Below are 6,853 nucleotides of genomic sequence, written 5' to 3' on the forward strand. Positions count from 1 at the left end.
TATCAGAGGAACTAAATCAGGAAGTCTATTGCTAGGTGCCACAAGAACAATGACAGCTACTCCTGTTTGCTGCAAGTTCTGTTGATCAAGCAAATTTTGATCGGTAGTCAGTAGAATCGTGAAGCCCTCCTGACTCATGAGCCGTAGCAACTCACCGTTCTTTTTTCCTGACCATCCCATCTCGACAACTGTGCGTATCTCGCTAATCAGCAAGTTCCCGCTTCAAAGGTCGTGGGGCGCACTCATCAAGCAGGATTCGCATAAGCTATCAGCATTTCCTTTGCCAATTCAAGAGCTGCGATCGCTTGCTCACGCCGAACACTGGGAAAATGATCTAAGAATTCATCGAGTGGATCGCCAGCTTCGAGATAATCGAGCAACGTTTCAAAAGGTACACGAGTTCCAACAAAAACAGGGGTTCCTCCCAGGATATCAGGGTCGCTATGAATAACACGCGCTGCGGTTTTCATGTCAGTCATTCCGTATAGTAGGAGTTCCTCTGATCTTAGCCTACTGGCGTGACACAGCTAAAATTGTGGGATAGATTTTACGGTTAAATCGGCGGCATAAACCCATGACTTCTATTCAGTTGAGTGGAATCTATATCTACCCGATTAAGTCAGCAGGCGGGATAGCGCTCTCTACGGCTCAGGTGAGCGATCGCGGTTTACACTATGACCGACGCTGGATGCTCGTGGATGCAAAGGGTAAGTTTCTCACCCAGCGTCAGTTTCCTCCCATGGCGTTGATTCAAGTGCGGTTGGGGGATAACGAGTTAGTCGTGGAAGCACCCAACCAGCCCAGCTTATCCATTCCCCTAGACTATGAAAGTGACCATCGCCTTCCGGTGCAAGTCTGGAATGATATCTGTCAAGCTATGCCATTGGATAAACAGATCAGTCAGTGGTTTAGCGAATTTCTCGACATTCCCTGTCAGTTAGTCTATATGCCAGAGGACTCCATCCGCCCGATTAATCCGAATTATGCTAATCCCAGCGAATCGGTCAGTTTTGCCGATGGATTCCCCTTTTTGCTAATTTCCCAAACCTCGTTGCAAGACTTAAACCAACGATTAGAACAGCCTGTTCCCATGAATCGATTCCGCCCCAATTTAGTGGTTTCTGGCTGTGAAGCCTATGCCGAAGACAGTTGGCGTCAAATTCGCATCGGTTCAATTCCCTTTCGCGTGGTTAAACCTTGTTCCAGATGTATAATTACCACGGTGGATCAATCTCAGGGTACACCAGGCAAAGAACCGTTAGCGACACTGGCAAACTATCGGCTGCGGAATGGGCAAATCTTTTTTGGGCAGAACGTGATTCAAGAACAGTTGGGAACACTGCGGGTAGGGGATGAGGTGGAAATTAACAGTGACTGCTATGTCCGCTCTCTACGGAGATTCTGACCCCTCCTAAGCGGTAGCTTTTTTATTAGCTAATGACGGGACAGCCGCTGATTAATGTGATGCTGTAGTTTATCGCGCAATCGTTGCGCTTTTTGGTAAACTTGCGATCGCACATTAGAACCTGATGTGACCTCTATCTCAGGTTGCTCAAATCCTTGAATATAATAGCGCAGTTGCGTTTTCATCGCCCAAACCCCCATGGATGGGAACAGCACAAAGGCAATCATCAATGGCGATACCGGAAAAAAGGGCAAATTCACTCGCTTTGCCAATGCTTTAACATTCCATGCCCAAGGATGCAAGAATTCACTGCCCAGGCACAGGACTGGTAAAATTGGCATACGGTAGCGATTGCTCAACTGGATAAAGCTGGGATGAAAGGTTTGCAATTGATAGCGTTTTGACCAACCTTTCCCAGGACCGCGTACTCCTTCGGGAGCATAGAGCAAAATCGTTTTGTGCATCACGGCATCTTCAAAGTCATCGCGTTGCGCCTGTACCCCCCCTAACGCTTTTGACCATGCTGGCGGTAACCACCAAATCATCCAGGGATGTTCAAATAAAACCACATTGGCTAAGGGTTGCACCACCCATCCTTTGGTTTTTTTCAATAAATATCCTAACCCTAAAAAGTCCCAGGGAAAACACATTCCCCCGTGGTTCATCGCCACAATTAAGGACTGACTTGGCGGCAAATTATCCTGAAGGTGTAATTCAGCTCGAAAATAATGGGTCATGATTGGGTCGAGAATTTCATCGCAGAATACTTGTTGATAATCGGGATAAAATTCTTCGGTTTCTCTGTGAGGTGAACGGCAACCCAAACGCAACCACCGGCTTAGTAATGCTAAATAAAATCCTCCAGGAATTAGAAATAATCCATACTCCAGCCACTTCCACCCCGCCGGATCATCATGATAATGCTGCCAATGGCGGTTGAACAAAATCAGCCAACCTGGAGGATACCAGAGGCAAAACCAATCAAACCAGCTAAATTCATAGGGACAAGTTGGGGAATTTGGCATAGATTTCCCTGTTTGATGGGGATGTATAGCAGAAGGCAGAGAGCAGACGTTGATGAGGTGATACCTCAAGCAATATCTCCGACTTCTCCAATAATTCGGGGATCTGTCTGTGTACCTCACTTACCTGAAAAGCGCTGTATGTCCAGATTAGCTGTCATGCATTTAAATTGGGTATTACAGCACTTTCTAACACGGTGTAGTATAGTAACGATGAGACAGTGCTTTTCTACTCTTGGAAATTGTGTATTACATCCAGTCTGAAAACGCTGTAGTAGTGAGCAAGATGCTCACACTACGACAATGAGTTCGTCATTATTGAAATTAAGGTTTAAATGCCGAACAGCTTACTTATACTCCCAAAGGGGTATTGATGAACAATTTAATAATTCCCACTAAAGCACCGATTAGCAGGACGAGAAGAGATAGAGAATTAATTCCAAAACCAATACCGCGTTTTTCCGCCGCTGTATAGTAACCCCAGGCATAAATAATTCGCCCAATCACCCAAACCGCACCAATTCCTGCCCCCCAAATTGGACTAACAAAAAGGGAGAATAACCATAAACTGGGTAAAAAGAGGAGCAATTGTTCTGACGTATTTTGTTGCACACGAAACACACGCTCAAAATTGACATCTCCTGAGATTTGAGGTGCAGGTACATTATATTTTGCCCTAGCTCGACCCACATTGATCGTGAGAACCAAGTAAACCAAAAGAGTGGCAATGGTGGCTAAAGCGGGAAAAATCAGTGGTTTCAGTTCAATCATCGTTAACTCCAATGGCTGATTGGGGAAAATAATTATTTTTGTTGCTGATTACATTTTACTGATTTCTTCGATAAAATCAACCGCTCCTTTCGGGGATAAAATTTTGCAGTAATGTTTATAGCTCAAAGCCTCGAACAATAAGTTTCCTGTCCTCAAATAAGGAGTCTCTAAACTATAGGATTTATCGTTAATTTTTTGCCAAACAAGTTCGGCACGAGACCAGGTAAATCCGGTTAGCTTTTGGCTTTCCCGATAATCTATAGTGATATCGGCAGCTTGATAGGCATTTTTGATAATATCATCAACATAATTGTATGCCCAGTTTAACGCCAGTTCGTTCATTTTTGAGTTAGATTGATGTTCCCCTAGAGAGCGAAACCCTAAATTAGCAGCATCAATGGGATGAGCTGTATTGACTTTGCACCAAATCTGTTCGTAATCAGCGTTAACCTCATTCACTGAAGGAAAATACGTGCTGGTGTAGATTTTGCCATTTTCCACCGTTGGCTTACTTTCCAGAAACTTGTCCAAACGGGTATAGATAGTATTGACGACATTATTTGGATTAATCGCATCGCGATGATAGTTTTCTATTATCCGTTGAGCGTAGATACACCAATTGGTTCTGGCTTCTTCAAGAGTGGATGCTTCAATTTTAGACATAGAATTAACGCCAATACTGCTTGGATAAGACCGCCCCTACACCAGAACCAAACCTAACTCTTACCGAGAGCGATCGCGCCAATTTCCTCTGTACACCTCACCATTCGCATAAGTCAGAACACCAACACCTCCAGGCATACCATCATGTATTTCTCCTGTATAACTACGATAGGAGGAGCCTTGGGGATAGGTGCAAGTACCGCGTCCCGTAAAAGTACTATTGTAGAAGTTGCCTCGACAAATGATGCCATCAGCGTATCTTATTGTACCGTTGCCCTTAGCTTGACCTAAAATAAACTGTCCATCGTACCGATCATCGTCATCAGCTTCGTACCTGTTGTTAGTAAAAATAAATGTGCCAAAACCGTGGAACTGACCATTAAGAATTCCTCCTGAATAGTGATCCCCGTTATCATAGAGGAATGTTCCCATTCCGTTTGGTACACCTTCCTTGAAGTCTCCGATATAGCGATCGCCATTCTCAAAGATAAATGTTCCTTTACCGTGGGGAATACCGTTGTTAAATTCTCCTTCATAGCGGTCATTATTGTTATATACGAAGATTCCTCGACCTGATGGCAGACCATTGCGAATTTCTCCTTCATAATAGTTGTAAGGGTTACCTTGGGGGTCTCTCTCATAAACGCACAACCCTCTACCATTCGATCCTTGCAAGTTTCCTTGGCATCGAGTGCCATCCCGAAGCGTGAACAATTCTGCCAATGATGGTGGTGAATAACTCAAGTTAATGGCAAAACTGACACTGGACGCCATTAATAAGGTTAGTCCTAGTCGTTTGAAAGGCAGTTGCTTGAACATACGTCACCTCGATCAATAACCGTTTCATTGGTTACTCTGGAAACCTGAGTGCCTTCTACGAACCAGACGGACGATTGAAAAAAAACTTTACACCAGGTTTCCTCTACACCACTCTTGCTCAAAATGAGGAACCCGATTGTTCACCCTTCTGCCTTGTATCCAAAAAAGCAGCCTGTCCAACTAGACAAGCTGCTTCGGTCATGAACTATAGCAGATGGGTGAGGACTACATCATGCCCATGCCACCCATGCCACCCATGCCGCCCATGCCGCCCATGCCGCCCATGCCGCCCATGCCGCCCATATCAGGCGCAGCGGATTTCGGCTCAGGTTTTTCGACAACCAGGGCTTCGGTGGTTAAAACCATACCGGCAATGGAACCGGCATTCTGAAGTGCTGAACGCACAACCTTAGCGGGATCGAGAATACCAGCAGCAATTAAGTCTTCCAGCTTGCCTGTCGCGGCATTGTAACCGATATTGCCTTGGCTCTCTCGTACTTTCTCGACAATCACTGCACCTTCAACCCCAGCATTATCTGCCATCTGACGCAGGGGGGCTTCTAAGGTTTTGGCGACAATATCCGCACCGATTTTCTCTTCAGCATCCAGGTTAGCTTTGATGCCATCAACTTTGGAAATTAGGCGAATCAGCGTGGTTGAACCGCCAGGAACAATCCCTTCATCGATCGCGGCTTTGGTGGCATTCAGGGCATCTTCAATCCGCAGTTTGCGATCTTTGAGTTCCGTTTCTGTGGCGGCACCAACTTTAATTACCGCTACACCACCGGCAAGTTTAGCAATCCGCTCTTGCAGTTTCTCTTTATCGTAGTCCGAATCGGTTTCCTCAAGCTGTTTGCGGATTTGAGCAATGCGCTTCTCCACTTCTGGCTTGGTTTCACCACTGGCGACAATAGTGGTTGAGTCTTTGTCAATGGTGATTTTCCGCGCCGTTCCCATCATCTCAGTAGAAGCGCTATCTAAGCTGAGACCGATTTCTTCGGAAATTAGCTGACCCCCAGTCAGAACCGCAATATCTTGCAGCATCTGCTTGCGGCGATCGCCAAATCCTGGCGCTTTGACGGCGGCGACGTTGAGAACTCCCCGTGCTTTGTTTACCACCAAGGTGGCTAAGGCTTCCCCTTCTACATCTTCAGCAATAATCAGTAGGGGTTTGCTGGCACGGGCAACTTTTTCCAGGATGGAAACTAATTCTTGGATGTTATTAATTTTTTTATCAGTAATCAGGATATAGGAATCTTCAAATTCCACGGTCATCCGTTCCTGATCGCTGACAAAGTAGGGGGAGAGATAACCCCGGTCAATTTGCATCCCTTCCACGACTTCAAGTTCAGTGGAGAGCGATTTTGACTCTTCTACGGTAATTACTCCATCCTTGGTTACCTTGTCCATCGCCAGGGCAATCATTTGCCCGACTTCCTCGTCGTTTCCGGCTGAGACAGTGGCGACTTGTGCGATCGCATCGCCAACGACGGGTTGAGCCATGGACTGAATTTCTTTAACCAGATGATGAATGGTTTTCTCAATCCCTCGACGTACAGCCACTGGATTAGCGCCAGCCGCAACGTTTTTAAGTCCTTCCCGAATCATCTCCTGTGCCAGAACGGTAGCGGTTGTGGTACCGTCTCCAGCAATTTCTTTGGTCTTGGATGCGACTTCTCGAATCAGTCGCGCCCCTGTATTTTCTAAGGGGTCTTCTAGTTCAATTTCTTGGGCGACGGTGATACCATCATTAACAATCTGGGGAGCGCCAAAGGACTTCTCTAGCAGCACATTCCGCCCTTTGGGTCCAAGGGTAATCCGGACGGCATCTGCCAGAGCATTGACTCCCCGTTCTAAGGCTCGCCGTGATTCTTCGTTAAACGAAACGATTTTTGCCATAGGGTTCCCAATACTTGCTCGTTACTCCATTAGCAAATTTAGCACTCTTGTTACGTGAGTGCTAATTCTGGTGCGGTTCGGTTATTACGGTAGAAGGCAGGAGGCAGGAGGCAGGAGGGTAAGAGGTTGTGTGGATTCAGCGCCCAAACTCAGTCCCCGTTAGGATAGAGAGAGTTGAGTCAAGACTTAAGCTAAAGTTTATCAATTCGTCATTCGTCCGTTATCGGTGGGGAGGGCGGGTTTTGTTGTTCCGTTATCGGTGGGGAGGGCGGGT

Annotated in this window: 7 protein-coding genes and 1 pseudogene; 1 reads left to right on the forward strand and 7 read right to left on the reverse strand. The window is 46.2% G+C overall.

Translation table 11 applies throughout. The annotated features are described in order from the left end of the window. Both ACLFWI_RS23900 and ACLFWI_RS23905 read right to left on the reverse strand, forming a co-directional pair. A pseudogene (locus ACLFWI_RS23900) lies at positions 1-262 on the reverse strand (DUF5615 family PIN-like protein); the annotation flags it as partial. After that, a complete protein-coding gene (locus ACLFWI_RS23905) occupies positions 246-470 on the reverse strand; it encodes a DUF433 domain-containing protein (RefSeq protein WP_044205930.1) in 225 nt (74 codons plus the stop codon). The pseudogene ACLFWI_RS23900 and the gene ACLFWI_RS23905, both read right to left, overlap by 17 nt. A 104-nt stretch (positions 471-574) precedes the next feature. Between ACLFWI_RS23905 and ACLFWI_RS23910 the strand changes: the two genes are divergently transcribed. Next, positions 575-1,405: an MOSC domain-containing protein gene (locus ACLFWI_RS23910; protein WP_446415002.1), complete on the forward strand. Its 831-nt coding sequence runs from the start codon at positions 575-577 to the stop codon at positions 1,403-1,405. Between the two features lie 29 nt (positions 1,406-1,434). Here the strand turns inward: ACLFWI_RS23910 and ACLFWI_RS23915 are convergent, their stop codons facing one another. The 5 genes from ACLFWI_RS23915 to groL all read right to left on the reverse strand — a co-directional run bounded on the left by ACLFWI_RS23915 (position 1,435) and on the right by groL (position 6,579). After that, the gene (locus ACLFWI_RS23915; protein WP_446407726.1) at positions 1,435-2,430 is read right to left on the reverse strand and encodes a 1-acyl-sn-glycerol-3-phosphate acyltransferase; all 996 of its coding nucleotides are present in this window, start codon (positions 2,428-2,430) and stop codon (positions 1,435-1,437) included. 348 nt (positions 2,431-2,778) lie between these two features. Further along, positions 2,779-3,198 carry an MAPEG family protein gene (locus ACLFWI_RS23920; protein ID WP_446415003.1) on the reverse strand — a complete coding sequence of 140 codons (420 nt, stop codon included), beginning with the start codon at positions 3,196-3,198 and terminating at the stop codon, positions 2,779-2,781. A gap of 48 nt (positions 3,199-3,246) precedes the next feature. Beyond that, complete coding sequence (locus tag ACLFWI_RS23925; RefSeq protein ID WP_446415004.1) at positions 3,247-3,861, reverse strand: hypothetical protein; 615 nt, start codon at positions 3,859-3,861, stop codon at positions 3,247-3,249. A 60-nt stretch (positions 3,862-3,921) separates the two neighbouring features. Next, positions 3,922-4,680, reverse strand: coding sequence for an MORN repeat-containing protein (locus tag ACLFWI_RS23930; protein ID WP_446415005.1), 759 nt, complete (start codon positions 4,678-4,680; stop codon positions 3,922-3,924). Positions 4,681-4,905: 225 nt separating this feature from the next. After that, complete coding sequence (groL, locus tag ACLFWI_RS23935; protein WP_446415006.1) at positions 4,906-6,579, reverse strand: chaperonin GroEL; 1,674 nt, start codon at positions 6,577-6,579, stop codon at positions 4,906-4,908. Positions 6,580-6,853: the final 274 nt, after the last annotated feature.

It is taken from the genome of Coleofasciculus sp. (genome assembly GCF_046539235.1).
In the GTDB taxonomy this organism is placed as follows: Bacteria; Cyanobacteriota; Cyanobacteriia; order Cyanobacteriales; family Coleofasciculaceae; genus Coleofasciculus.